The organism is Pseudofrankia coriaricola, from assembly GCF_001854805.1.
Lineage (GTDB): Bacteria > Actinomycetota > Actinomycetes > Frankiales > Frankiaceae > Pseudofrankia.
On the sequence record NZ_MBLO01000181.1, the window covers coordinates 1 to 2088 of the forward strand.

The window sequence follows — 2088 nt, forward strand, 5'->3', positions numbered from 1 at the left end:
CTAACCGGGTGGTGCCGGGAGGACGGGAGCAGCCCTGATAAAGCCGGGGCGTGTCAGCACTACCAGATGGCGCGGGCGCGGCGAGCGAGACGGGAAGGAGTACGCAAGGAACCAGCATCTTACGTCTCTCAAACCACGACCGGCTCAAACCTGGTGGATATGGGCCGGGAGCGGCGCGCACCTCCGCCAGCCAGGCGGGGCGAACTCCGGGGAGGTTTCAATCGGCCAAATCGGAGGCCACGGGGAAAGTCTGCGGCGTACCCGTGGCGATGCCGCAGGGATAAAGCTGGGCTCCAAACCCGTCGATCGATGGACAGCGAACGTGGGAACTGCCCGCAGGGGTTCCTGTCCTGCCGGTGACCAACCGGCCGGGCGGGATAGGCGCACCGACCGCCGAACCCGAGGGCGGGGCGGAGGAGCCGTAGTACTCGGAGCCGGGGAGAGCCCGGTACATGGGGAAGGGCTACAGCGAGACCGAGAAGGGATGGAAGCTGTAATGCCGAAAGATGCGTCGCCGGATGGCGGCGCCCCAGGGCGTAATCCTGCGCTCGTACGGGTATCGGGGATGCAGGCCAAACTTCACCGTTGGGCGGTAGCTGAACCTGGCTGCCGGTTCGACGACCTGTATAACTTCGCGTGCGACCCGGCCACGCTGCTCGTGGCGTACCGTCGGGTCGCGGGTAACCGGGGCGCCCGGACCGCTGGCGTTGACGGCCTGACCGTCGCCGACGTCGAGCGCGAGACCGGCGTTCCAGGGTTCCTGGATGACCTGCGCGCCCAGCTGAAAGCGGGTAGTTTCCGCCCGCTGCCGGTGCGGGAGCGTTTGATACCCAAGCCTTCCGGCGGGGGGAAATTGCGGCGGTTAGGTATTCCAACCATCGCCGATAGGGTCGTTCAGGCCGCGCTGAAATTGGTTCTGGAACCCATCTTCGAGGCCGACTTCCAGCCGGTCTCGTACGGGTACAGGCCAGGGCGGCGGGCACAGGACGCCATCGCCGAAGTCCAATACTATGGCACCCACGGATATCACTGGGTGTTGGACGCAGACATTCACGCGTGTTTCGACGAAATCGATCATTCCGCGTTAATGGGCCAAGTCCGGAACAGGATTAAGGATAAGCGCGTTCTCGCCCTGGTCAAGGCATTCCTCAAGGCCGGGGTCCTTACCGAACACGGCCAGAATCAGGATACGCTCACCGGGGTCCCGCAAGGCGGCATCCTGTCCCCGCTGCTGGCGAACGTCGCCTTGTCGGTGCTCGACGAGCACCTGCACGCGGCATGGCAGCCAGGCGGGGCACTGTCGACCTCAAGCAAGCGCGTACACCGGCGCAGAACGGGGCGACCGAACTGGAGAATCATACGCTACGCCGATGATGTTGTCGTGATGGTGCATGGGACCGAGGCGGACGCGCTCCAGCTACGCGAGGAAGTGGCCCGAGTGCTGGCCACCATAGGGCTGCGTCTCTCTGAGGCGAAGACCCAGGTCACGCACCTGGACCGGGGATTCGACTTCCTGGGCTTCCGCATCCAGCGGAAGCGCAAGCGAGGGACGAACAAGCGGTACGTCTACACCTTCGTGGCTGACCGGGCGATCCGGGCGGTGAAGGAAAAGATCAGGGCCCTGACCCACAGGACGTCGCAACGCGACCCGGAGGACCTGCTGAAACAGATCAACCAGATCACGCAGGGGTGGGCCAACCATTTCAAGCACGCCGTGGTGAAACACGTGTTCGCCACCATTGACCAGGTGGTGTGGTGGCGGATGGCCCGGCTGCTGATGGTTCGGCATCACTGGGGATGGAAGCAGTTCCGAGCGCGGCACACCGACCCCACCGGGCGGTGGACACCGATCCGCGCCGAGACGACCGAGCTGCGCCCGATGGCCAAGGTACCGGTCACCCGGTACCGCTACCGGGGCGACCGGATCCCCACACCGTGGGCCGCACTACCCGCATGACGGCAGGAATCGTGGAGAGCCCGTTGCGTTGAGAGGGTGCGCCGTCTAACTCGGCGCCAGATCGCCCCCGCAGGGGGCAGAGGTTCGGGAGGAGGTTACCTCTGGGTCACCCGCCTTACCTGAACGGGAAA

At 65.2% G+C, this 2088-nt stretch carries 1 protein-coding gene; it reads left to right on the top strand.

What is annotated here, in order from left to right; translation table 11 throughout:
- Positions 1-484: 484 nt before the first annotated feature.
- Positions 485-1957 (top strand): group II intron reverse transcriptase/maturase, encoded by a 1473-nt coding sequence (ltrA, locus tag BCD48_RS21540; protein ID WP_241841668.1) that lies wholly within the window; start codon positions 485-487, stop codon positions 1955-1957.
- Positions 1958-2088: the final 131 nt, after the last annotated feature.

Coding starts and splice junctions, on each gene's coding strand:
- ltrA (WP_241841668.1), top strand. CDS start 485: ATGGAAGCTGTAATGCCGAAAGATGCGTCGCCGGATGGCGGCGCCCCA.